This is a genomic window from Streptococcus mitis, from assembly GCF_002096815.1.
Classification (GTDB): Bacteria; Bacillota; Bacilli; order Lactobacillales; family Streptococcaceae; genus Streptococcus; species Streptococcus mitis_AD.
Window position 1 is genome coordinate 172,503 of sequence record NZ_NCVJ01000020.1, and the last position, 23,001, is coordinate 195,503.

24 protein-coding genes and 1 riboswitch are annotated in these 23,001 nt (G+C 41.8%); all 24 genes read left to right on the plus strand.

Translation table 11 applies throughout. The annotated features are described in order from the left end of the window. Positions 1 to 55: 55 nt before the first annotated feature. The 24 genes from uvrA (at position 56) to rpsC (ending at position 23,000) form a co-directional block, all read left to right on the plus strand. The gene (uvrA, locus tag B7696_RS06175; protein ID WP_084862756.1) at positions 56 to 2,887 is read left to right on the plus strand and encodes an excinuclease ABC subunit UvrA; all 2,832 of its coding nucleotides are present in this window, start codon (positions 56 to 58) and stop codon (positions 2,885 to 2,887) included. Then, a complete protein-coding gene (locus B7696_RS06180; protein ID WP_084862758.1) occupies positions 2,880 to 3,941 on the plus strand; it encodes a M24 family metallopeptidase in 1,062 nt (353 codons plus the stop codon). Before uvrA ends, B7696_RS06180 begins: the two co-directional genes overlap by 8 nt. 57 nt (positions 3,942 to 3,998) lie before the next feature. Next, positions 3,999 to 4,149: riboswitch (M-box (ykoK) riboswitch) on the plus strand. Positions 4,150 to 4,343: 194 nt separating this feature from the next. Beyond that, the gene (gene mgtA / locus B7696_RS06185) at positions 4,344 to 7,004 is read left to right on the plus strand and encodes a magnesium-translocating P-type ATPase (RefSeq protein ID WP_084862760.1); all 2,661 of its coding nucleotides are present in this window, start codon (positions 4,344 to 4,346) and stop codon (positions 7,002 to 7,004) included. A gap of 135 nt (positions 7,005 to 7,139) precedes the next feature. After that, positions 7,140 to 7,538: a transcriptional regulator Spx gene (gene spx, locus B7696_RS06195; protein ID WP_000591165.1), complete on the plus strand. Its 399-nt coding sequence runs from the start codon at positions 7,140 to 7,142 to the stop codon at positions 7,536 to 7,538. A 60-nt stretch (positions 7,539 to 7,598) separates the two neighbouring features. After that, positions 7,599 to 8,168, plus strand: a complete 570-nt coding sequence (locus tag B7696_RS06200; protein ID WP_000725153.1) for an SP0191 family lipoprotein — start codon at positions 7,599 to 7,601, stop codon at positions 8,166 to 8,168. 86 nt (positions 8,169 to 8,254) lie between these two features. After that, positions 8,255 to 8,521, plus strand: a complete 267-nt coding sequence (locus tag B7696_RS06205; RefSeq protein WP_000507059.1) for an IreB family regulatory phosphoprotein — start codon at positions 8,255 to 8,257, stop codon at positions 8,519 to 8,521. A gap of 3 nt (positions 8,522 to 8,524) precedes the next feature. Beyond that, complete coding sequence (gene ruvX, locus B7696_RS06210) at positions 8,525 to 8,944, plus strand: Holliday junction resolvase RuvX (protein WP_004239076.1); 420 nt, start codon at positions 8,525 to 8,527, stop codon at positions 8,942 to 8,944. Positions 8,945 to 8,959: 15 nt separating this feature from the next. Beyond that, entirely contained in the window at positions 8,960 to 9,265 is a 306-nt protein-coding gene (locus B7696_RS06215) for a DUF1292 domain-containing protein (RefSeq protein ID WP_000017620.1), read from the plus strand. Positions 9,266 to 9,470: 205 nt separating this feature from the next. Further along, positions 9,471 to 10,721 carry a folylpolyglutamate synthase/dihydrofolate synthase family protein gene (locus B7696_RS06220; protein ID WP_084862761.1) on the plus strand — a complete coding sequence of 417 codons (1,251 nt, stop codon included), beginning with the start codon at positions 9,471 to 9,473 and terminating at the stop codon, positions 10,719 to 10,721. Between the two features lie 86 nt (positions 10,722 to 10,807). Beyond that, the gene (locus B7696_RS06225) at positions 10,808 to 11,281 is read left to right on the plus strand and encodes an SP_0198 family lipoprotein (RefSeq protein ID WP_084862763.1); all 474 of its coding nucleotides are present in this window, start codon (positions 10,808 to 10,810) and stop codon (positions 11,279 to 11,281) included. A gap of 139 nt (positions 11,282 to 11,420) precedes the next feature. Continuing rightward, positions 11,421 to 12,953 carry a cardiolipin synthase gene (cls, locus tag B7696_RS06230; protein ID WP_084862765.1) on the plus strand — a complete coding sequence of 511 codons (1,533 nt, stop codon included), beginning with the start codon at positions 11,421 to 11,423 and terminating at the stop codon, positions 12,951 to 12,953. A 254-nt stretch (positions 12,954 to 13,207) separates the two neighbouring features. Further along, positions 13,208 to 14,761 (plus strand): damage-inducible protein CinA, encoded by a 1,554-nt coding sequence (locus tag B7696_RS06240; protein ID WP_084862766.1) that lies wholly within the window; start codon positions 13,208 to 13,210, stop codon positions 14,759 to 14,761. Between the two features lie 119 nt (positions 14,762 to 14,880). Then, a complete protein-coding gene (nrdD, locus tag B7696_RS06245; protein ID WP_192856290.1) occupies positions 14,881 to 17,088 on the plus strand; it encodes an anaerobic ribonucleoside-triphosphate reductase in 2,208 nt (735 codons plus the stop codon). Positions 17,089 to 17,099: 11 nt separating this feature from the next. Continuing rightward, positions 17,100 to 17,240: a hypothetical protein gene (locus B7696_RS06250; protein ID WP_000521621.1), complete on the plus strand. Its 141-nt coding sequence runs from the start codon at positions 17,100 to 17,102 to the stop codon at positions 17,238 to 17,240. 197 nt (positions 17,241 to 17,437) lie between these two features. Further along, positions 17,438 to 17,944 carry a GNAT family N-acetyltransferase gene (locus B7696_RS06260; protein ID WP_084862770.1) on the plus strand — a complete coding sequence of 169 codons (507 nt, stop codon included), beginning with the start codon at positions 17,438 to 17,440 and terminating at the stop codon, positions 17,942 to 17,944. Next, on the plus strand, positions 17,937 to 18,527 hold the full coding sequence (gene nrdG / locus B7696_RS06265) for an anaerobic ribonucleoside-triphosphate reductase activating protein (protein WP_084862771.1): 591 nt from the start codon (positions 17,937 to 17,939) through the stop codon (positions 18,525 to 18,527). The genes B7696_RS06260 and nrdG overlap by 8 nt, the downstream gene beginning before the upstream one ends. A 253-nt stretch (positions 18,528 to 18,780) precedes the next feature. Further along, complete coding sequence (gene rpsJ, locus B7696_RS06270) at positions 18,781 to 19,089, plus strand: 30S ribosomal protein S10 (protein ID WP_001284513.1); 309 nt, start codon at positions 18,781 to 18,783, stop codon at positions 19,087 to 19,089. An 82-nt stretch (positions 19,090 to 19,171) separates the two neighbouring features. After that, complete coding sequence (gene rplC / locus B7696_RS06275) at positions 19,172 to 19,798, plus strand: 50S ribosomal protein L3 (protein WP_000160197.1); 627 nt, start codon at positions 19,172 to 19,174, stop codon at positions 19,796 to 19,798. Between the two features lie 24 nt (positions 19,799 to 19,822). Beyond that, complete coding sequence (rplD, locus tag B7696_RS06280; protein WP_000024549.1) at positions 19,823 to 20,446, plus strand: 50S ribosomal protein L4; 624 nt, start codon at positions 19,823 to 19,825, stop codon at positions 20,444 to 20,446. Next, positions 20,446 to 20,742: a 50S ribosomal protein L23 gene (locus B7696_RS06285; RefSeq protein ID WP_001055347.1), complete on the plus strand. Its 297-nt coding sequence runs from the start codon at positions 20,446 to 20,448 to the stop codon at positions 20,740 to 20,742. Before rplD ends, B7696_RS06285 begins: the two co-directional genes overlap by 1 nt. Before the next feature lie 17 nt (positions 20,743 to 20,759). Beyond that, entirely contained in the window at positions 20,760 to 21,593 is an 834-nt protein-coding gene (gene rplB / locus B7696_RS06290; protein ID WP_000512911.1) for a 50S ribosomal protein L2, read from the plus strand. A 103-nt stretch (positions 21,594 to 21,696) separates the two neighbouring features. Beyond that, positions 21,697 to 21,978: a 30S ribosomal protein S19 gene (gene rpsS, locus B7696_RS06295; RefSeq protein ID WP_000533766.1), complete on the plus strand. Its 282-nt coding sequence runs from the start codon at positions 21,697 to 21,699 to the stop codon at positions 21,976 to 21,978. Positions 21,979 to 21,989: 11 nt separating this feature from the next. Next, positions 21,990 to 22,334, plus strand: a complete 345-nt coding sequence (gene rplV, locus B7696_RS06300) for a 50S ribosomal protein L22 (RefSeq protein WP_000818137.1) — start codon at positions 21,990 to 21,992, stop codon at positions 22,332 to 22,334. A gap of 12 nt (positions 22,335 to 22,346) precedes the next feature. Next, entirely contained in the window at positions 22,347 to 23,000 is a 654-nt protein-coding gene (gene rpsC / locus B7696_RS06305) for a 30S ribosomal protein S3 (RefSeq protein ID WP_000529936.1), read from the plus strand. The last annotated feature ends 1 nt before the right edge of the window (position 23,001 follow it).

Here is a 23,001-nt window from a genome sequence, read left to right on the forward strand (position 1 = left end):
GAATCTCACTTTTTTTGGTATAATGGTAAGCAATAATGGACTAGAAAGAACAAAGATGCAAGATAAAATTGTCATTCATGGGGCGCGTGCCCATAATTTAAAAAATATTGATGTGGAGATTCCGCGAGACAAGTTGGTTGTCGTGACAGGTTTGTCAGGTTCAGGGAAATCCAGTCTGGCCTTCGATACCCTCTATGCTGAGGGACAACGCCGCTATGTGGAGAGTTTGTCAGCCTACGCTCGTCAATTCTTGGGGAATATGGAGAAGCCTGATGTAGATGCTATTGATGGTCTCAGCCCCGCTATTTCCATCGACCAGAAAACGACTAGTAAAAATCCTCGCTCGACGGTGGGAACAACGACTGAAATCAATGACTATCTGCGTCTCCTCTACGCGCGTGTGGGGATGCCTTACTGTATCAACGGGCATGGAGCTATCAAGGCTTCTTCTGTGGAGCAAATTGTGGATAAGGTTTTGGAATTGCCAGAACGCCAGCGCTTGCAGATTTTGGCCCCTGTCATCCGCAAGAAAAAAGGCCAACATAAGAGTGTTATCGAGAAGGTTCAGAAAGATGGGTATGTCCGTGTCCGTGTGGATGGGGAAGTCTATGATGTGACCGAAGTGCCAGAGTTGTCTAAGAGTAAGCAACACAATATCGATGTCGTGGTTGACCGTATTGTCATCAAGGAGGGTATCCGTAGTCGTCTCTTTGATTCCATTGAGGCTGCCCTTCGTATTGCAGAAGGTTATGTCATTATCGACACTATGGACGACTCTGAGTTGTTGTTCTCTGAGCATTATGCCTGTCCAGTTTGTGGCTTTACTGTTCCAGAGTTAGAGCCGCGTCTCTTCTCCTTCAATGCTCCTTTTGGTTCTTGTAGTGAGTGTGATGGCTTGGGCATCAAGCTGGAGGTGGATACTGATTTGGTAGTACCAGATGCCAGCAAAACCTTACGTGAGGGAGCCTTGGCTCCTTGGAATCCCATCTCATCCAACTACTATCCAAACATGCTAGAGCAGGCTATGACAGCTTTTGGAGTGGATATGGATAAGCCTTTTGAGGACTTGTCAGAAGAAGATAAGAACTTGATTCTCTACGGCTCAGATGGTAAGGAATTCCATTTCCACTATGAGAATGAATTTGGTGGCGTGCGCGATATCGATATTCCTTTTGAGGGAGTTGTTAATAATATCAAACGTCGCTACCATGAAACTAATAGTGACTACACTCGCACCCAGATGCGCCTTTACATGAATGAGCTGACCTGCGGAACCTGTCATGGTTACCGTCTCAATGACCAGGCCTTGTCTGTCCGTGTTGGTGGTGACCAAGGGCCGCATATCGGAGAAATTTCAGACCTGTCTATCGCAGACCACTTGGAGTTGGTGAGCCAGTTAACCTTGTCTGAAAATGAAGCCATCATTGCTCGTCCCATTCTCAAGGAAATCAAGGACCGTTTGACCTTCCTTAATAACGTGGGTCTTAACTATCTGACTCTGTCTCGTTCAGCAGGAACCCTTTCAGGTGGGGAAAGTCAGCGTATTCGTTTGGCAACACAAATTGGTTCCAACCTATCAGGCGTCCTCTATATCCTAGATGAGCCATCGATTGGGCTCCACCAGAGGGATAATGATCGCCTGATTGCCAGTCTCAAAAAGATGCGTGATTTGGGTAATACTCTCATAGTAGTGGAACATGATGAAGATACCATGCGCGAGGCGGATTATCTGATTGACGTTGGTCCCGGTGCCGGTGTTTTTGGTGGGGAGATTGTCGCTGCAGGTACGCCTAAACAGGTAGCTCGTAATAGTAAGTCTATCACAGGTCAGTACTTGTCAGGCAAACGTGCCATTCCAGTACCAGAAGAACGCCGTGTTGGTAATGGTCGTTTTATCGAGGTGACGGGAGCGCGTGAGAACAACCTGCAAAATGTCACAGCTCGCTTCCCACTAGGAAAATTCATCGCAGTGACAGGGGTGTCGGGCTCAGGGAAATCGACCCTAATCAATAGCATTCTCAAAAAAGCTATTGCCCAGAAGCTCAACCGCAATTCAGACAAACCTGGTAAGTTTAAAACGATTACAGGGATTGAGCATGTAGACCGCTTGATTGATATTGATCAGAGCCCTATCGGACGAACGCCGAGGTCCAACCCAGCTACCTATACAGGAGTTTTTGACGATATACGTGACCTTTTTGCCCAGACAAATGAGGCTAAGATTCGTGGTTACAAAAAGGGACGTTTCAGTTTCAATGTTAAGGGAGGTCGCTGTGAAGCCTGCTCAGGTGACGGGATCATCAAGATTGAGATGCACTTCTTGCCAGATGTTTATGTGTCTTGTGAGGTCTGCCACGGAACCCGCTACAACAGTGAAACCCTAGAAGTTCACTACAAGGAAAAAAATATTTCACAGGTCTTGGACATGACGGTCAACGATGCGGTGGAATTCTTCCAACATATTCCGAAAATTCAACGTAAACTTCAGACTATCAAGGATGTGGGACTGGGCTATGTGACGCTAGGTCAACCAGCTACCACTCTTTCTGGGGGAGAAGCCCAGCGTATGAAGCTGGCTAGCGAACTCCACAAACGCTCGACAGGCAAGTCATTCTATATTTTGGATGAGCCGACGACAGGGCTTCATACTGAGGATATCGCTCGCTTGCTCAAGGTTTTAGCTCGCTTTGTTGACGATGGCAATACAGTCCTTGTTATCGAGCACAATTTAGACGTTATCAAGACAGCAGACCATATTATTGACTTGGGACCTGAGGGCGGTGTCGGCGGTGGAACTATCATCGCAACAGGAACTCCAGAAGAAGTAGCGGCCAATGAAGCCAGCTACACAGGACATTATTTGAAAGGAAAGTTACATCATGAATAAACGCGTACAAGCATTTCTAACTAAAATGCAAGAAAAAGAACTAGATGGCATCATCATCAATAACCTTAAAAACGTCTATTACCTTACTGGTTTTTGGGGCTCAAACGGAACAGTCTTTATCAGCCGTGACCGTCAGGTCTTGGTGACAGACTCTCGCTATATCATTGCAGCTAAGCAAGAAACCAGTGGCTTTGAGATTGTGGCAGACCGTGATGAATTGGCTGTCATTGCAGGAATTGTCAAGGACATGGGCTTGTCTCGTATCGGTTTTGAAGATGAGATTTCAGTGTCTTATTATCACCGTATGCAGGCAACCTTTGAAGGAATTGACTTGCTTCCACAAACTCAGTTTGTCGAAGGTCTTCGAATGATTAAGGACGAGGCAGAGATTGCAGCTATTCGCAAGGCTTGTTCTATCTCAGACCAAGCTTTCCGCGATGCGCTTGACTTTATCAAACCAGGAAAGACTGAGATTGAGATTGCCAACTTCCTTGACTTCCGTATGCGTGAGTTGGGAGCATCTGGCTTGTCTTTTGATACGATTCTAGCTAGTGGTATCAACTCTTCCAAACCTCATGCTCATCCTATGCACAAACCAGTGGAGCTGGGAGAAGCCATTACTATGGACTTCGGTTGCCTTTATGACCACTATGTCAGTGATATGACACGGACTATCTATCTGGGGCATGTCAGCGACGAGCAGGCGGAGATTTACAATACGGTTTTGAAAGCCAACCAAGCCTTGATTGACCAGGCTAAGGCAGGATTAGGTTTCCGAGACTTTGACAAAATCCCTCGTGATATTATTATCGAGGCGGGCTATGGCGACTACTTTACCCACGGTATTGGACACGGTATTGGGCTGGATATTCATGAGGAACCTTACTTTAGCCAAACTTCTACAGAAATTATTAAGGCAGGTATGGCCTTAACCGATGAACCAGGTATCTATATAGAAGGCAAATACGGTGTTCGTATCGAGGATGATATCTTGATTACAGAGACCGGTTGTGAATTGTTGACCCTAGCTCCAAAAGAGTTGATAGTTATCTAAGAGTTAAACAACTCAAATGATTGACTTTTAAATTTTAAAGGTTTATACTGAAAAACGAAAACGGTAGGTGAGGCTACCATAGGGATACGGATGACTACCGCAAAGCAGTGGAGACACTACTCGTTGGTCAACAGTCCTGGTCGCGAAGGCCAAGACTAAGCTCATTACATTGCCCTATGGAGTTAAAGCTTGAACGAAAAACAGATAATTAGTTTTTTAATCCTGCCATTTTATGGTGGGATTTTCTACTGTTTAAATCAAAGAAAGGAGATAGACGATGCAAATTGACGATCATCCGGAACCGCACATACACAGCCAATCGCTGATTTGTGTCATTCTGCCCTTATAAAGTGATTGGTCTCTGTGTATGAAACACATCATTCATACAGATAGGAGAAACCAATGAAAACTACAAAAGAAAGATTAGCAACAGCTATTCATACATCTTTAAACGAAACTCTATCTTTTTATAAGACAAGTCTAACAGGCTTGACTGAGGAGCAGGTGGAGAAAAATCGTGACCTATATGGCGAAAATACCATCACAAAGGGTCAAGAAGACGGTATCCTCAAAAAGATTTACGAATCCATTATCAATCCTTTTACGATCATCTTGCTGGTCATCGCCGTGATTTCCTTGGTGACCAATGTCTGGTTGGCAAAACCAGGTCAAGAAGATCCGACGACTTCTATTATCATCGTTGTCCTAGTCCTCATTTCTGGTGGCATACGCTTTGTCCAAGAACTCCGTAGTGATAAGGCTGCGACTAATCTATCAAAAATGATTGTCAACACAGCGACTGTCATTCGTCAAGGAGAAATCCAAGAAGTACCTATCGATGATTTGGTAGTGGGTGACGTGGTTAAATTAAGCGCTGGAGACATGATTCCAGCAGATCTTCTTTTATTTGAGTCGCGCGATTTCTTTGTACAACAGTCGGGCTTGACAGGTGAAAGTGAATCGGTTGAAAAATTGGCCTTGACCAAGGCAACAGTTCAACAATCTGATAGTCTGCTAGAAGCAGAAGCGCTCGCCTTTATGGGAACCAATGTCTTATCTGGTAGTGCCAAGGCCGTGGTTTTAGCAGTTGGTGATGATACCATGATGGGGGCCATTGAACAGACTTTGAACACCTATGATGAGCCTACTTCGTTTGAACGGGAAATGAATAGTATTTCGTGGCTCTTGATTCGTTTGATGCTGGTCATGGTGCCCATCGTTTTCTTGTCCAATGGTTTAACAGATGGAGATTGGTTAGAAGCTGGCGTATTTGCTTTGAGTGTTGGTGTTGGATTGACACCTGAGATGCTTCCTATGATTATCACGGCCAGTCTAGCAAAAGGCTCCATCATTATGGCCAAGGAAAAAGTGGTTATCAAGAAACTCAATGCCATACAGGACTTAGGGGCGATTGATATTTTGTGTACAGATAAGACAGGAACTCTAACCCAAGACGAAATTGTCCTTGAATATCCTTTGGATATACATGGAGATTTGGATTTGACCGTCTTGAGACGAGCTTATCTCAATTCTTATTTTCAAACGGGCTTGAAAAATTTGATGGACAGAGCCATCATCAAACGGACTGAAAAGGAAGCAAAAGAACACGATATCCTCCAAAATCTGGCTCAAACTTTTCAAAAAATAGATGAGCTTCCCTTTGATTTTGAACGTAGACGGATGAGTGTTATCGTTAAGGATGAACACGAAGTTGTTAGTTTGGTAACCAAGGGTGCCCTAGAGGAAATGTTGACGATTTCCAGTTATGCGGAATACCAAGGAGTGATTACTCCCTTGACAGATGTTATTAGAGAAGAAATTTTAGCAGAAGTCAGACAACTAAATCAACAAGGTTTGCGTGTCTTGGGAGTGGCCTATAAGTCAGGTTTGAGGGAAGGCCATGCCTATACAGTTGATGATGAAGGGGATATGATTCTAACTGGTTATTTAGCCTTCCTAGATCCTCCTAAACCATCTGCAGCACCAGCAATTAAGGCTCTGTTAGAACATGGGGTTCAAACAAAGATTTTGACGGGAGACAACGAAAAAGTTACCCAAGCAGTCTGTGAAAAGGTTGGTTTAGATATCAATCAGATGCTGTTGGGGTCTGAAATTGATCAGATGAGTAATCAAGAATTGGCCCAAGCTGTGGAGGAGGTAACAGTCTTTGCCAAACTTTCTCCTGACCAAAAAGCGAGGATTATTTTGCAATTTAAGGCTAATGGTCATGCTGTTGGCTATATGGGAGATGGGATCAATGATGCTCCTTCTATGAAAGTTGCAGATGTGGGGATTTCTGTTGATACAGCAGTAGATATTGCCAAAGAAACAGCGGATGTTATCCTACTTGATAAGGATCTCATGGTGCTTGAAAAAGGACTTGTTGAAGGGCGTAAGGTCTATGCCAATATGACCAAATATATCAAAATGACAGTGAGTTCTAATTTTGGAAATATCTTATCTCTATTAGTCTCTGGAATATTTTTACCATTTTTACCAATGGCGCCAGTCCATTTGATTATCCTAAATCTAGTCTATGATTTATCTTGTATCGCCTTGCCTTTTGACAAGGTGGACAAAGATTTTTTGAGAAATCCGCATACCTGGGAAGCTAGGTCCATCACACGTTTCATGATTTGGATGGGACCTATCTCTTCTGCCTTTGATATTTTGACCTTTATTTTGCTTTATTTTATCATTGTACCCATGACAACAGGTCAAGCTTATGTTCATGGGGCAGAGTCTGCCGTAGAATTTATTGTCTTGTTTCAGACAGGTTGGTTTATCGAGTCCATGTGGTCACAGACCATGGTTATCCATATGCTGCGTTCAGCCAAAATTCCCTTTTTACAAAGTCGTCCAGCTTGGCTAGTCCTTGTGACAACCTTATTGGCTGCAGCCTTTGTGACCTTCCTTCCCTACAGTCCACTCGCAATCCTACTTCATCTAACTCCATTAAAACCGATTTATTTCATCTTTTTGCTTTTCATCATTATTTTGTATATGATTAGCGTGACAATTGTGAAAAAAATCTATATCAAGAAATATCAAGAATGGCTGTAAATTTCATTTTGTCAAGAAAAAAGTACGAAAATGACGAAAAAAGTCAAAAAAATTTAAAAATAGGTCGCAAGTCGGATGTTTTTTATGGTATAATAGACTAAACTGATAGTAACATGTAGCGAAAGGGGTAGGTACATGATTAAAATTTATACAGTCTCAAGTTGTACTAGCTGTAAAAAAGCAAAAACCTGGCTCAATGCCCACCAGTTAAGTTATAAAGAACAAAACCTTGGTAAAGAAGGAATTACGCGAGAAGAATTACTGGATATTCTGACAAAAACAGATAACGGAATAGCCAGCATCGTTTCGTCTAAAAATCGCTATGCCAAAGCCCTTGGAGTGGATATCGAAGATTTGAGTGTCAACGAAGTCCTCAATCTGATTATGGAAACACCGAGAATTTTAAAGAGCCCAATCCTTGTAGATGAAAAACGCCTGCAAGTTGGCTATAAGGAAGACGATATTCGTGCCTTCCTACCACGCTCTGTCCGTAATGTAGAAAATGCAGAAGCACGTTTGCGTGCAGCTCTATAAACATCAAGGCTGGGAGCAACTCCCAGTCTTATTTTAATTTCAAAAAGAAAGAAGAAAGAAATGAAAAAAATAGTTCTTGTTAGTCTAGCTTTCCTTTTTGTCCTGGTTGGTTGCGGACAGAAAAAAGAAACTGGAACAGCTACAAAAACAGAAAAGGATACGCTTCAGTCGGCATTGCCAGTTATTGAGAATGCTGAGAAGAATACAGTTGTGACCAAGACTTTGGTCTTGCCCAAGTCAGATGATGGTAGCCAGCAAACCCAAACCATTACATACAAGGACAAGACTTTTTTGAGCTTAACGATTCAACAAAAACGTCCAGTTTCTGATGAGTTGAAGACTTATATCGACCAACATGGAGTGGAAGAAACTCAAAAAGCTCTTCTCGAGGCAGAGGAGAAGGATGAGGCTATTATAGAAGCTCGTAAATTAGCAGGATTTAAGCTTGAAACTAAACTATTGAGTGCAACCGAACTTCAAACAACGACTAGTTTTGATTTTCAAGTTTTGGATGTCAAGAAGGCTTCTCAGTTAGAATATTTGAAGAACATTGGTTTAGAAAATCTCTTGAAGAATGAACCAAGCAAATATATTTCAGACAGATTGGCAAATGGCGCGACAGAACAATAGAAAATCCAAATAAATAGACTACCTGAATTGTAGAACGTAAGGAATTATGCTATAATGGTACTATTCTAAGGAAAGAGGGTGTTAGAATGGGATTTACTGAAGAAACAGTACGTTTTAAATTGGACGATTCCAATAAAAAAGAAATTAGCGAAACTCTGACTGATGTTTATGCTTCGTTGAACGATAAGGGCTACAACCCGATTAACCAAATCGTAGGTTACGTATTGAGTGGAGACCCTGCCTACGTTCCTCGTTATAATAATGCACGAAATCAAATCCGTAAGTATGAGCGCGATGAAATCGTTGAAGAATTGGTCCGCTACTACCTTAAAGGACAAGGAGTCGATCTATAACCTATGAGAATTATGGGATTGGACGTCGGTTCAAAAACGGTAGGGGTGGCTATTAGCGATCCGCTTGGTTTTACAGCTCAAGGACTTGAAATCATCCAAATCAATGAGGAGCAAGGTCAATTTGGTTTTGACCGCGTTAAAGAGTTGGTTGATACTTACAAGGTGGAACGATTTGTAGTGGGCTTGCCTAAAAACATGAACAATACAAGCGGACCGCGCGTGGAAGCTAGTCAAGCCTACGGAGCAAAGTTAGAAGAGCTTTTTGGTTTACCAGTAGACTATCAGGATGAACGCTTGACAACAGTTGCCGCAGAGCGCATGTTGATTGAGCAAGCAGATATTAGCCGTAACAAGCGCAAGAAAGTCATTGATAAGTTAGCAGCTCAGCTGATTTTACAAAATTATTTAGATAGAAAATTTTAATACAAAGGAGAGGCTATGTCACACGATCATAACCACGACCACGAAGAACGTGAATTAATTACACTGGTAGATGAGCAAGGAAATGAAACCTTGTTTGAAATCCTTTTGACCATTGACGGAAAAGAAGAATTTGGTAAAAACTATGTTCTTCTAGTACCAGTTAACGCAGAAGAAGACGAAGACGGACAAGTTGAAATCCAAGCTTACTCATTCATCGAAAACGAAGATGGAACAGAAGGCGAATTGCAACCAATCCCAGAAGACTCAGAAGACGAATGGAATATGATTGAAGAAGTCTTCAACAGTTTTATGGAGGAGTAAAAACGTCCGGGGGACGTTTTTAGCCTGACGCTAAAAATAAAAACCGTCAGTAAATTCGGAGGATATTTTTACCCTAAGTTAATATTCATAGTAGCTAGTTATTAGCCAACCAGGTGAGAGGTCGGGACGAAAATCCTGACCTCATTTTTTGTTATCTACGGAATTTTGCTAGATAATTGATTAGACTTTTGTCAAGGAGATGTGTATGTTTGAAATAGAAGAATGGCTTCATAGTCGGATTGGTTTGAATTTTCGATCAGGTTTGGGCCGAATACAGCAAGCGGTGGATTTGTTGGGGAATCCTGAGCAGTCTTACCCTATTATCCACGTAACAGGGACTAATGGGAAAGGATCTACCATTGCTTTTATGAGGGAGTTATTTATGGAGCATGGCAAAAAAGTTGCGACTTTCACCTCCCCTCATATCGTCTCTATCAATGATCGAATCTGCATTAACGGGCAACCAATAGCTGATGCAGACTTCATCCGTTTGGCTAATAAGGTCAAGGAGATGGAGAAAACGCTCCTGCAAACCCATGACCAGTTGTCTTTTTTTGAATTGCTGACCTTGATTGCTTTTCTTTATTTTAGAGAGCAAGCGGTGGATTTGCTTTTACTAGAAGTGGGAATTGGTGGTTTACTAGACACGACCAATGTGGTAACTGGAGAGATTGCTGTCATCACTTCCATCGGACTTGATCATCAGGAGACTCTGGGTGACAGTATAGCAGCAATTGCAGAGCAGAAAGCTGGTATTTTTAAGGCTGGTAAAAAGGCAGTGATTGCTAAGTTGCCTTCAGAAGCTAGGCTTGTTTGTCAGAAAAAAGCCGACTCTTTAGCTGTTGACCTTTATCAGGCAGGTCATGATTTTTCAATGCTGAATGGTGATTTTTCAAGTTCTTTGGGAACTTTTTCGCAGTTGAAAATAGGATTAGAAGGAGCTTATCAGCAGGAAAATGCGGCCTTGGCGCTACAAACGTTTCTTCTTTTTATGAGGGAAGGAAAGGAAGTTGTTGATGAGCAGGTTGTAAGACAGGCTTTGGAGAAGACCCATTGGGCTGGGCGTTTGGAGCGTATTCGTCCTCAGATTTACTTGGATGGTGCTCATAACCTCCCTGCCTTGACTCGCCTGGTGGAGTTTGTCAGAGAAAAAGAGCAGGAAGGCTATCGACCTCAAATCCTCTTTGGAGCCTTGAAACGTAAGGATTATCAAGGGATGTTAGGTTATCTGATTGAGAATTTGCCTCAGGTGGAAGTCAAGGTGACCGGCTTTGACTATCAAGGTTCTTTGGATGACACAGATGTAACAGGTTACGATATAATTCCTTCTTACCGAGAATTTATTAGCAATTTTGAAGCAAGAGCAGACACTCAAGACTTGTTATTCATTACAGGGTCTCTCTATTTTATCTCAGAAGTACGGGCCTACTTGCTGGCCCATGAGCAGATAAATTGACCTCCTTTTTTGAACTTGTTATACTAGGAAAACTACTAGTTAGAAGGAAAAAATTCTGTAAATTGGTAGCAGAAAGGAAATTCATCATGAAATTAAAAAGATTCACACTTTCTCTTGCTTCGCTAGCAAGTCTTAGTCTCCTAGTAGCTTGTTCACAGAGGGCTCAACAAGTTCAACAACCAGCAACTCACTCGCAAACACAACAAACACAACAAACTCAGCAATCACAACCTGCTGCTTCATCTTCTACAGAAAATAGCAACCAGGCAGCGACAAGTTCTTCACAAAATGCGCCTGAGGCTCAACCAACTAATATTGATGGAACTTATACTGGTCAGGACGAAGGAGACCGTATCACTTTAGTGGTAACTGGAACAACTGGTACATGGACACAGGTAGAAACTGACGGAGATCAAGAAATCAAGCAGGTTAGCTTCGATGCTGCCAATCAACGCATGATTATTGGGGATGATGCCAAGATTTATACAATTAATGGAAATCAGATGATTATTGACGATATGGATAGAGAAGCGTCTGATCGCATTGTTTTATCAAAATAGACTAGAAGGAGACTGGTTTTGTCAGTCTCTTTTGCTTTTACTCAGAAAAATGATTATAAATACTTGCCTTCTACCGAATATCTGCGTTATACTAGTATTAATTACCTGTTTTTAGCATTCAAAATATCAAGGAGGGGATATGAAATATAGAAAATTTCAATTATTGATGTCCAAGTATGGCTTTAGTCTTTCGATTATGCTGCTTGAACTGTGTCTTGTTTTTGGTCTCTTTCTTTATTTAGGGCGGATGGCTCCTATTCGATGGGGTATTCTCTTAATCTTTATGAGTATGGCGACTATCGTAGCGATTGTCAATCGTTCAATGGCGCCTGAAAGCAAGGTAATGTGGTTAGTGGTGACCTTTGTTCCTGTTATTGGCCCCCTGCTCTATCTGATGTTTGGTGAAAGGCGATTGTCCAAAAAAGAAATCAAGCAGTTGGACAAACTTGGCTCCATGCATTTTCGGGAGGATAACAGTAAAGCTCTCCGCCAGAAATTGAAGGAAGATGATAAGGCGGCTTACGGAGTTATCAAATCTTTACTAAGTATGGATAGCAATGCCGATGTCTATGATCGAACAGATTCACAATTCTTTTCTTCGGGTGAGAGCATGTGGCAACATATGCTAGAAGACCTCAAGAAAGCTGAGAAATTTATCTTTCTAGAGTACTATATTGTCGAAGAAGGTTTGATGTGGAATAGCATACTAGATATACTAGAGCAAAAGGCAGCTCAGGGTGTAGAGGTCAAGATGCTCTATGATGATATCGGCTGTATGGCGACTTTACCTGGAGACTATACTGTTCAGCTTCGTAGTCGAGGAATTGAAGCACATAAGTTTAACAAGGTGATTCCTCGTTTGACGGTGGCTTACAACAATCGGGACCATCGTAAAATCCTTGTCATAGATGGTCAGGTAGCTTATACAGGAGGGATTAACTTAGCTGATGAGTACATCAACCATGTAGAACGTTTTGGCTACTGGAAGGACAGTGGGATTCGCTTAGATGGCCCTGGTGTCAAGGCTCTCACCCGTCTCTTTTTGATGACTTGGTACATTAATCGTGGGGAAATCAGCGATTTTGACCAGTATCACTTGGAAAATCAGCCTTGTTCTGGCCAAGGGCTCTGCATTCCTTACGGTAGTGGACCCAAGCCCATCTTCCGTACTCAGGTAGGGAAAAAAGTTTATCAAAGTTTGATTAATCAGGCTACTGATTCAGTCTATATCACAACCCCCTATTTGATTATTGACTATGATTTAACTGAGAGTATTAAAAATGCAGCCATGAGAGGTGTTGATGTCCGCATCGTGACTCCTTTCATTCCGGATAAAAAATTAATCCAGCTCATAACAAGAGGAGCCTATCCGGATCTTTTGTCAGCAGGAGTCAGGATTTTTGAGTATAGTCCAGGCTTTATCCACAGTAAACAAATCCTAGTGGACAAGGACTTTGCTGCAGTTGGAACCATTAATCTAGATTATAGAAGTTTGCTTCATCACTATGAAGATGCAGTTTTGCTATATAAAACGGCATCAATCACAGAGATTCAAAAAGATTTTGAGGAGATTTTTTCAGTATCGCAAGAAATTTTCCCTCATACGATAAAAAATAGCTGGTATCAAAAATTGATTAAGGAAATTGCCCAGTTATTCGCCCCTATCTTATAAGAAATCTAGGACTTAGGACACAAACCAGTCCTATTTTTCTTGCCTTTTACGAATAGAAAGATAGAGGGGGAATGATGCTGACTCAGAAAGAATTGGATTATATCATGTCATTTAAACAGACGCATTTACACCGATTTCGGGAAATTGAAACCTTTGTGAAACTATGCAAAAAATCACTCAAACAGCCATCGCAAGCTGACAATTTTAGGTCTTTTTGATATACTAAGACAGATAAATTGAATAGGAGAAACGACATGGCTGTATATGGCAGAATCGAAGAAGTATCCGAAACGATACAGAGTAATGAAATTGAAAATAGACTGGATAGGAACCTTGAATCTCATGTAGAAAAAGAAGAACAGGTAGCTTTTCCATTTTTCAGACTCATCATTGGAAGTACGATTGCAACGGTTTTTTCTGTGGTGCTACCTTTACTTTTAGATATGGTAAGTCCCTCTCAGGCGCAGGATTTGTATATAGGGTGGGCTTTACATCAGGGAGGACAGCTCTACAGTAGCTATTATGCTAGTCACGGTCTTCTTTATTACTTGCCACTTTATATTACCCAAGGAGGCATTCTTTTTGCCTTGGTAGAATGGCTAGCTCTCTTAGGAGGAGGTTACTTCCTCTTTTCTTCAACTGACTATCTGACGGGACAAAGGGAACAAGCCAAGCAACTCCTAACCATATTTTATATTTTGGTATCCGGTCTCGGTTTTGGAGGAGGCTATGCTACGATCTTAGCTCTGCCATTCCTGTTTGCAGGATTTTCGTTCATAGCAGCTTATCTATCAAATCCTAACCATGACAAGGGATTTCTACGTCTGGGGATCTTTTTGGGTCTATCATTTTTCATAGAGCCTCTTACAAGTCTTCTCTTTACTGTAGTAGTAACGATTGGTTTATTTGTCTTTAATGTTGGGCATGGTCGCTTTGCTCATGGAGTTTATCAGTTTTTTGCAGCAGCACTTGGCTTTTCTCTCATCTTTTATCCAGTAGGCTACTATGTGCTTACTTCAGGTAGTTTTGGAGGAGCTATGGGAAGTCTTTTATATCCGATTGATTCCCTTCAGGTCTTTACGAATCCTCAACTAATGGATAATGTTGTATTCTATGGTTTGTTGACCTTTGGTTTAGGAGCTCTCTTCCTTGTTTTTCTAGGATTGTTCCAATCAAAGGCATCAAGATTGTATGTTATTTCAGTGCCAGCTAGTTTTGCTTTCTTATTTGTATTAGCTTTGTTGCTTTTTTCTCAAGAATCTCTTCACGGTTCGCGTTTGATTCTAATCCTTCCATTTTTACTCCTTCTTTTGATGACCAGTATTCGTGGGAAACATTCAGCTAGAGGAGCTCGTCGTCGGAGAAGAGAGGAAGTTCCTACTCTATGGAAAAAATTCATGAAAGGGAATCTCTACTTACCGATCCTAGTGGTGGTTTATCTGATTGCAATTCCTTTTGTAGCTCGTTTTGTCTTGCATCCAGCTTCTTATAGAGAACAACATCAAGTGGTAGATAGAGTCAAACAAGAGACGAGTGATGGTGACCAAATCTATATTTGGGATTCACATGTTCAGATGTATAAAGAAAGCCAGCGTTTGTCTGGATCCATGTTCCCATCACCTCTTCTTTACACGAGTACAGAAGAGAATAAAACTAGTTTAATCAATGACTTGAAAGAAAACCAACCTAAGGTGATTGTGGTGAATGATAAGGTAGCAGTCTGGTCTGAAGTGGAAACAATTTTGAAAGAAAATTACCAACCAGTAAAGACTGATTACTCAGAGTTTAAAGTCTATAAAATTAAATAACGAAATCAATATCTTGTGTATTTTTAAAAATTTTAGGATTTTTAACACAAGATATTGATTTTTCTTTTTAGAGTGGTATAATACTTTTTAGAAAGAACATTTTAGAAAAGAGCATGCATATGATTGCACTAGAAGAAAAAATTACAATTTTGCCAACTCTCTTCGTTGAAAAACGAGATGGGAGACGTGTTGTATTTGATGTGGACAAGATTGACAAGGCTCTCCACAAGGCGGCTGACAAGGTTATGGATGTGACACCCCTGGTCGAAAAACGCCTCGATGCTCTGACCGAGCGAATTGTCACAGAAATTCATAGTCGCTTTCCACAGGGGGTTAAGATTTACGAAATTCAAAATATCGTAGAACATGAACTCCTTGAAGCCAAAGAATATGCGCTAGCTGAGGAGTATATTACTTATCGGACACAAAGGGATTTTGAGCGTTCAAAAGCGACAGATATCAACTTTAGCATCCATAAACTTCTCAACAAAGACCAGGCCGTTGTCAATGAAAATGCTAATAAAGACAGCGATGTCTTTAATACCCAGCGTGATTTGACAGCAGGGATTGTTGGGAAATCAATCGGACTGCAAATGCTTCCTAAGCATGTAGCCAATGCCCATCAAAAAGGGGATATCCACTATCACGATTTGGACTACAGTCCTTATACACCTATGACCAACTGCTGTTTGATTGATTTTAAAGGTATGTTGGAGAATGGCTTTAAGATTGGAAATGCAGAGGTAGAAAGTCCCAAGTCTATCCAGACTGCGACAGCTCAGATTTCTCAAATTATCGCCAACGTTGCTTCTAGCCAGTACGGTGGCTGTTCAGCTGACCGTATCGATGAAGTTTTGGCGCCTTATGCAGAGAAGAATTACCAAAAACACCTCAAGGATGCGGAAGAATGGGTCTTACCTGACAAACGGGAAGATTACGCTTGGAAGAAAACCCAAAAAGATATCTATGATGCCATGCAATCTCTCGAGTATGAAATCAATACTCTCTTCACTTCAAATGGGCAAACACCTTTTACTTCACTAGGTTTTGGTCTGGGAACCAATCGTTTTGAGCGTGAAATTCAAAAAGCTATCTTGAACATCCGAATCAAGGGACTTGGTTCAGAACACCGCACAGCTATCTTCCCTAAACTTATCTTCACGCTTAAAAGAGGACTCAACTTAGAAGAAGGGACTCCCAACTACGACATTAAGCAGTTGGCTCTTGAGTGTGCAACCAAGCGGATGTACCCAGATGTCTTGTCTTATGATAAGATTATCGAATTGACAGGTTCCTTCAAGGTTCCGATGGGATGTCGTTCATTCCTTCAAGGATGGAAGGATGAAAATGGAGTTGAAGTTAACTCTGGCCGTATGAATCTAGGGGTGGTGACGGTCAATCTTCCTCGTATTGCCCTTGAGTCTGAAGGTGATATGAATAAGTTCTGGGAAATCTTTAACGAGCGGATGAACATTGCAGAAGATGCTCTAGTTTATCGTGTCGAACGGACCAAGGAAGCAACACCAGCAAATGCTCCTATCCTTTATCAATACGGTGCTTTTGGTCATCGTCTAGGTAAAGAAGAAAGCGTTGACCAGCTCTTTAAGAATCGTCGTGCGACAGTTTCACTAGGCTATATCGGTTTGTACGAAGTAGCGACAGTTTTCTTTGGTAACAGCTGGGAAAGTAATCCAGATGCTAAGGAATTCACGCTAGACATCATTCGCGATATGAAACGCCGTGTAGAAGAGTGGTCAGATCAATATGGCTATCATTTCTCTATCTACTCAACACCATCTGAAAGTTTGACAGACCGTTTTTGTCGACTAGATACAGACAAGTTTGGCTCTATTCCTGATATTACAGATAAGGAATACTACACCAACTCTTTCCACTACGATGTTCGTAAAAATCCAACACCGTTTGAAAAATTGGATTTTGAGAAAGTCTATCCAGAAGCAGGTGCGTCGGGTGGTTTCATCCATTATTGTGAGTATCCAGTCCTTCAGCAAAATCCAAAGGCCTTGGAAGCTGTCTGGGACTATGCCTATGACCGTGTGGGCTATCTTGGGACCAATACACCAATTGACCGTTGCTACAAGTGTGACTTTGAAGGGGATTTTGAACCAACTGAGAGAGGATTTGCTTGTCCTAACTGTGGCAATAGCGACCCTAAAACAGTAGACGTTGTTAAACGGACTTGTGGCTATTTAGGTAATCCTCAAGCGAGACCGATGGTCAATGGGCGTCACAAGGAAATCGCAGCGCGTGTCAAACACATGAACGGCTCAACGATTAAAATAGCTGGTCACCAAGTAACCAATTAGAAAGAACTGAAATGGGAAAATATCAATTAGACGATAAGGGGCGTGCACAAGTGACCCGTTATCACGAGAAACACTCTAAAGGTGGAGCTGGTAAGAAAGAACGTTTGCTTAGCCTCAGAGAACAATTTTTAAACAAGAACAAGAAAAAATAAAAGTGATACTCAATGAAAATCAAAGAGCAAACTAGGAAGCTAGCCGCAGGTTGCTCAAAGCACTGCTTTGAGGTTGTAGATAAGACTGACGAAGTCAGTTACATATATCTACGGTAAGGTGACGCTGACGTGGTTTGAATTTGATTTTCGAAGAGTATGAGAGTCAGCTCTCGCTTTTCTCATAGTGGGAGGTAAGGATGGAACTACGCAGACCAAGATTAGCAGATAAAGAAACAGTTTTAGAGATGATGGCAGAGTTTGAAAAGAGCCAATCAGCCCATGATGGAGGATTTTGGGATACAGAGAACTTTGTGTATGAAGAGTGGTTGGAAACAAATATGCAAAAAGAGATGGGAATAAACTTGCCTGAAAATCGTGTTCCTTCTATTCAATTTGTATCATTTGATGATGTAGGTCGTGCTCTAGGATTTTTGAATCTGCGATTGAGACTGAATGAGGGGTTACTGAATTATGCTGGCCACATTGGCTACTCCATTCGTCCATCAGAAAGAGGCAAGGGTTATGCTAAGGAAACTCTCCGTCAGGGCTTGCAAGTTGCTAAGGGAAAGAACATCAAGAGAACTCTTGTGACCTGTAGCGTAAATAATCCTGCTAGCAGAGCAGTCATTTTAGTAAATGGTGGGCTCCTTGAGGATGTTCGCAATGGAGTCGAACGTTATTGGATAGAGGTAGCGAATGAATAATCCAAAACCACAAGAATGGAAAAGCGAGGAACTCAGTCAAGGTCGCATTATTGATTACAAGGCCTTCAACTTTGTTGATGGCGAAGGCGTGCGTAACTCTCTCTATGTATCAGGCTGTATGTTTCACTGTGAGGGGTGTTATAATGTAGCGACTTGGTCTTTCAATGCTGGCATTCCCTATACAGCAGAATTAGAAGAACAGATCATGACAGATCTCGCTCAACCTTATGTTCAAGGCTTGACCTTGCTGGGAGGGGAGCCCTTTCTCAATACGGGTATTCTTTTGCCGCTCGTTAAGCGCATTCGAAAGGAATTGCCAGACAAGGACGTCTGGTCATGGACGGGCTATACATGGGAAGAAATGATGTTGGAAACTCCAGATAAACTGGAACTCTTATCATTGATTGACATTCTTGTCGATGGACGGTATGACCGAACTAAGAGAAATCTCATGCTCCAGTTTCGAGGGTCGTCCAACCAACGAATTATAGATGTGCAAAAATCGCTCCAAAGTGGGCAAGTAGTGATTTGGGATAAGCTTAATGACGGAAAAGAAATCTATGAACAGGTGAAGAGAGAGTAACTTTCTTCCATAGAATACATAAATAAATGACCTGCTAAAAAAGAAAACATTTTCATGTTAAAAATTTTAAAAAACAGCAACAAAACCCTTGCAATCGCAGGGGCTTTGTGTTATTCTATTATGGTGCTGTAAATTACAGCCTTAGCTTTGATGCAAGAGGTTGCGACACGCTCGGTTGCATTGCCACGCAACACCGCGTCGGTTTTCTTGTGGAGCTAGCCTATTATCTTAAATAGACGAAAAGGAGAAAAAGATGGCAAACAAAAAAATCCGTATCCGTTTGAAAGCTTACGAACACCGTACGCTTGATACAGCGGCTGCAAAAATCGTAGAATCAGCTACTCGTACAGGTGCACAAGTTGCGGGTCCAATCCCACTTCCAACTGAGCGTAGCCTCTACACAATCATTCGTGCGACTCACAAATATAAAGATTCTCGCGAACAATTTGAAATGCGTACACACAAACGTTTGATCGATATCGTTAACCCAACTCAAAAAACAGTTGATGCTTTGATGAAATTGGATCTTCCAAGTGGTGTAAACGTAGAAATCAAACTTTAATCTAAAGCTTGATACCTTGAGCATAAAAAACGCTCGTTAAAAACTTTTTGAATAAAAAATATAGAAAAGGAACTATTTTCTCATGACAAAAGGAATCTTAGGGAAAAAAGTGGGAATGACTCAAATCTTCACTGAAGCTGGCGAATTGATCCCTGTAACAGTTATTGAAGCAACTCCAAACGTTGTTCTTCAAGTTAAAACTGTTGAAACAGACGGATACAACGCTATCCAAGTTGGTTTCGATGACAAACGCGAAGTATTGAGCAACAAACCTGCTAAAGGACATGTAGCGAAAGCTAACACGGCTCCTAAGCGCTTCATTCGTGAATTCAAAAACGTTGAAGGCTTGGAAGTTGGTGCTGAAATCACAGTTGAAACATTCGCAGCTGGAGACGTTGTTGACGTAACTGGTACTTCTAAAGGTAAAGGTTTCCAAGGTGTTATCAAACGCCACGGACAATCACGTGGACCAATGGCTCACGGTTCTCGTTACCACCGTCGTCCAGGTTCTATGGGACCTGTTGCACCTAACCGCGTATTCAAAGGTAAAAATCTTGCAGGACGTATGGGTGGTGACCGCGTAACAATTCAAAACCTTGAAGTTGTACAAGTTGTTCCAGAAAAGAACGTTATCCTTATCAAAGGTAACGTACCAGGTGCTAAGAAATCTCTTATCACTATCAAATCAGCAGTTAAAGCTGGTAAATAATAAGGAAAGGGGAATACAGTCAAAATGGCAAATGTAACATTATTCGACCAAACTGGTAAACAAGCTGGCGAAGTTGTTCTTAACGATGCAATCTTTGGTATCGAACCAAACCAATCTGTTGTGTTTGATGTGATCATCAGCCAACGTGCTAGCCTTCGTCAAGGAACTCACGCAGTTAAAAACCGCTCAGCTGTTTCAGGTGGCGGACGCAAACCATGGCGTCAAAAAGGAACTGGGCGTGCTCGTCAAGGTTCTATCCGCTCTCCACAATGGCGTGGTGGTGGAATCGTCTTCGGACCAACTCCACGTAGCTATGCGTACAAACTTCCTCAAAAAGTTCGTCGCCTTGCGCTTAAATCTGTTTACTCAGAAAAAGTTGCTGAAAATAAATTTGTAGCCGTTGATTCTCTTGAATTTACAGCTCCAAAAACTGCTGAATTTGCAAAAGTTCTTGCAGCTTTGAGCATCGATTCTAAAGTCCTTGTTATTCTTGAAGAAGGAAACGAATTCGCAGCTCTCTCAGCTCGTAACCTTCCAAACGTGAAAGTTGCGACTGCTACAACTGCAAGTGTTCTTGACATCGCAAATAGTGACAAACTTCTTGTTACTCAAGCAGCTATCTCTAAAATCGAGGAGGTTCTTGCATAATGAATTTGTATGATGTTATCAAAAAACCTGTAATCACTGAAAGCTCAATGGCTCAACTTGAAGCAGGAAAATATGTATTTGAAGTTGACACTCGTGCACACAAACTTTTGATCAAGCAAGCTGTTGAAGCTGCTTTCGAAGGTGTTAAAGTTGCTAATGTTAACACAATCAACGTAAAACCAAAAGCTAAACGTGTTGGACGTTACACTGGTTTTACTAACAAAACTAAAAAAGCTATCATCACACTTACAGCTGATTCTAAAGCAATCGAGTTGTTTGCTGCTGAAGCTGAATAATCTAAGGAGGAAATATCGTGGGAATTCGTGTTTATAAACCAACAACAAACGGTCGCCGTAATATGACTTCTTTGGATTTCGCTGAAATCACAACAAGCACTCCTGAAAAATCATTGCTTGTTGCATTGAAGAGCAAGGCTGGTCGTAACAACAACGGTCGTATCACAGTTCGTCACCAAGGTGGTGGACACAAACGTTTCTACCGTTTGGTTGACTTCAAACGTAACAAAGACAATGTTGAAGCAGTTGTTAAAACAATCGAGTACGATCCAAACCGTTCTGCAAACATCGCTCTTGTACACTACACTGACGGTGTGAAAGCATACATCATCGCTCCAAAAGGTCTTGAAGTAGGTCAACGTATCGTTTCAGGTCCAGAAGCAGATATCAAAGTCGGAAACGCTCTTCCACTTGCTAACATCCCAGTTGGTACTTTGATCCACAACATCGAGTTGAAACCTGGTCGTGGTGGTGAATTGGTACGTGCTGCTGGTGCATCTGCTCAAGTATTGGGTTCTGAAGGTAAATACGTTCTTGTTCGTCTTCAATCAGGTGAAGTTCGTATGATTCTTGGAACTTGCCGTGCTACAGTTGGTGTTGTCGGAAACGAACAACATGGACTTGTAAACCTTGGTAAAGCAGGACGTAGCCGTTGGAAAGGTATCCGCCCAACAGTTCGTGGTTCTGTAATGAACCCTAACGATCACCCACACGGTGGTGGTGAAGGTAAAGCACCAGTTGGTCGTAAAGCACCATCTACTCCATGGGGCAAACCTGCTCTTGGTCTTAAAACTCGTAACAAGAAAGCGAAATCTGACAAACTTATCGTTCGTCGTCGCAACGAGAAATAATATTAAACTAGTCGCTTAAGCAACTAGTAAATCCGCCAGCTCGGTAGCGCTCCATAAGAGCGCAAGCCGCTGTGGTACAACATTTAAAGGAGAAAATATAAAAATGGGACGCAGTCTTAAAAAAGGACCTTTCGTCGATGAGCATTTGATGAAAAAAGTTGAAGCTCAAGCTAACGACGAAAAGAAAAAAGTTATTAAAACTTGGTCACGTCGTTCAACGATCTTCCCAAGTTTCATTGGTTACACTATTGCAGTTTATGACGGACGTAAACACGTACCTGTTTACATCCAAGAAGACATGGTAGGTCACAAACTTGGTGAATTTGCACCGACTCGTACTTACAAAGGTCACGCTGCAGACGACAAGAAAACACGTAGAAAATAAGGAGAACATAAATGGCAGAAATTACTTCAGCTAAAGCAATGGCTCGTACAGTACGTGTTTCACCTCGTAAATCACGTCTTGTTCTTGATAACATCCGTGGTAAAAGCGTAGCCGATGCAATCGCAATCTTGACATTCACTCCAAACAAAGCCGCTGAAATCATCTTGAAAGTTTTGAACTCAGCTGTAGCTAACGCTGAAAACAACTTTGGTTTGGATAAAGCTAACTTGGTAGTATCTGAAGCATTCGCAAACGAAGGACCAACTATGAAACGTTTCCGTCCACGTGCGAAAGGTTCAGCTTCACCAATCAACAAACGTACAGCTCACATCACTGTAGCTGTTGCAGAAAAATAAGGAGGTAAAATCGTGGGTCAAAAAGTACATCCAATTGGTATGCGTGTCGGCATCATCCGTGATTGGGATGCCAAATGGTATGCTGAAAAAGAATACGCGGATTACCTTCATGAAGATCTTGCAATCCGTAAATTCGTTCAAAAAGAACTTGCTGACGCAGCAGTTTCAACTATCGAAATCGAACGCGCAGTAAACAAAGTTAACGTTTCACTTCACACTGCTAAACCAGGTATGGTTATCGGTAAAGGTGGTGCTAACGTTGATGCACTCCGTGCGAAACTTAACAAATTGACTGGAAAACAAGTACACATCAACATCATCGAAATCAAACAACCTGATTTGGATGCTCACCTTGTAGGTGAAGGAATTGCTCGTCAATTGGAGCAACGTGTTGCTTTCCGTCGTGCACAAAAACAAGCAATCCAACGTGCAATGCGTGCTGGAGCAAAAGGAATCAAAACTCAAGTATCAGGTCGTTTGAACGGTGCAGATATCGCCCGTGCTGAAGGATACTCTGAAGGAACTGTTCCACTTCACACACTTCGTGCAGATATCGATTACGCTTGGGAAGAAGCAGATACTACATACGGTAAACTTGGTGTTAAAGTATGGATCTACCGTGGTGAAGTTCTTCCAGCTCGCAAAAACACTAAAGGAGGTAAATAAC

Bases quoted from the DNA above. Each gene is read 5' to 3' on its own strand.
- B7696_RS06215 (WP_000017620.1), top strand. From the start codon at position 8,960: ATGTCACACGATCATAACCACGACCACGAAGAACGTGAATTAATTACA.
- B7696_RS06180 (WP_084862758.1), top strand. From the start codon at position 2,880: ATGAATAAACGCGTACAAGCATTTCTAACTAAAATGCAAGAAAAAGAA.
- rplC (WP_000160197.1), top strand. From the start codon at position 19,172: ATGACAAAAGGAATCTTAGGGAAAAAAGTGGGAATGACTCAAATCTTC.
- B7696_RS06260 (WP_084862770.1), top strand. From the start codon at position 17,438: ATGGAACTACGCAGACCAAGATTAGCAGATAAAGAAACAGTTTTAGAG.
- B7696_RS06200 (WP_000725153.1), top strand. From the start codon at position 7,599: ATGAAAAAAATAGTTCTTGTTAGTCTAGCTTTCCTTTTTGTCCTGGTT.
- B7696_RS06240 (WP_084862766.1), top strand. From the start codon at position 13,208: ATGGCTGTATATGGCAGAATCGAAGAAGTATCCGAAACGATACAGAGT.
- nrdG (WP_084862771.1), top strand. From the start codon at position 17,937: ATGAATAATCCAAAACCACAAGAATGGAAAAGCGAGGAACTCAGTCAA.
- rplV (WP_000818137.1), top strand. From the start codon at position 21,990: ATGGCAGAAATTACTTCAGCTAAAGCAATGGCTCGTACAGTACGTGTT.
- rpsJ (WP_001284513.1), top strand. From the start codon at position 18,781: ATGGCAAACAAAAAAATCCGTATCCGTTTGAAAGCTTACGAACACCGT.
- rplD (WP_000024549.1), top strand. From the start codon at position 19,823: ATGGCAAATGTAACATTATTCGACCAAACTGGTAAACAAGCTGGCGAA.
- B7696_RS06205 (WP_000507059.1), top strand. From the start codon at position 8,255: ATGGGATTTACTGAAGAAACAGTACGTTTTAAATTGGACGATTCCAAT.
- B7696_RS06220 (WP_084862761.1), top strand. From the start codon at position 9,471: ATGTTTGAAATAGAAGAATGGCTTCATAGTCGGATTGGTTTGAATTTT.
- mgtA (WP_084862760.1), top strand. From the start codon at position 4,344: ATGAAAACTACAAAAGAAAGATTAGCAACAGCTATTCATACATCTTTA.
- nrdD (WP_192856290.1), top strand. From the start codon at position 14,881: ATGATTGCACTAGAAGAAAAAATTACAATTTTGCCAACTCTCTTCGTT.
- B7696_RS06225 (WP_084862763.1), top strand. From the start codon at position 10,808: ATGAAATTAAAAAGATTCACACTTTCTCTTGCTTCGCTAGCAAGTCTT.
- B7696_RS06250 (WP_000521621.1), top strand. From the start codon at position 17,100: ATGGGAAAATATCAATTAGACGATAAGGGGCGTGCACAAGTGACCCGT.
- cls (WP_084862765.1), top strand. From the start codon at position 11,421: ATGAAATATAGAAAATTTCAATTATTGATGTCCAAGTATGGCTTTAGT.
- rpsS (WP_000533766.1), top strand. From the start codon at position 21,697: ATGGGACGCAGTCTTAAAAAAGGACCTTTCGTCGATGAGCATTTGATG.
- ruvX (WP_004239076.1), top strand. From the start codon at position 8,525: ATGAGAATTATGGGATTGGACGTCGGTTCAAAAACGGTAGGGGTGGCT.
- B7696_RS06285 (WP_001055347.1), top strand. From the start codon at position 20,446: ATGAATTTGTATGATGTTATCAAAAAACCTGTAATCACTGAAAGCTCA.
- spx (WP_000591165.1), top strand. From the start codon at position 7,140: ATGATTAAAATTTATACAGTCTCAAGTTGTACTAGCTGTAAAAAAGCA.
- uvrA (WP_084862756.1), top strand. From the start codon at position 56: ATGCAAGATAAAATTGTCATTCATGGGGCGCGTGCCCATAATTTAAAA.